This is a genomic window from Micromonospora sp. NPDC049559 (assembly GCF_040676675.1).
GTDB lineage: Bacteria > Actinomycetota > Actinomycetes > Mycobacteriales > Micromonosporaceae > JBFAPK01.
In genome coordinates, this window is the sequence record NZ_JBFAPK010000005.1 from 231,203 (window position 1) to 231,434 (window position 232).

At 62.5% G+C, this 232-nt stretch carries 1 protein-coding gene; it reads right to left on the reverse strand.

Features of this window, described 5'->3' with window-relative positions:
- A partial coding sequence (locus tag AB0J86_RS09855; RefSeq protein ID WP_363855252.1) for a hypothetical protein occupies positions 1 to 232 on the reverse strand: 232 nt, incomplete at both ends.

Sequence of the window (232 nt, forward strand, 5' to 3'; positions counted from 1 at the left end):
GCAGTCGGGACGTTGATCGAATTCTTCACCCAGCCCGAGGCCGAACCGTACGTCTCGTACACGATCCCGCTCTCGAGCGTGTAGATGTACCGCTGACCACTCGGACTCCACGTCGCCGACACCGCCGACGCCGCAGTCGGGACGTTGATCGAATTCTTCACCCAGCCCGAGGCCGAACCGTACGTCTCGTACACGATCCCGCTCTCGAGCGTGTAGATGTACCGCTGACCGC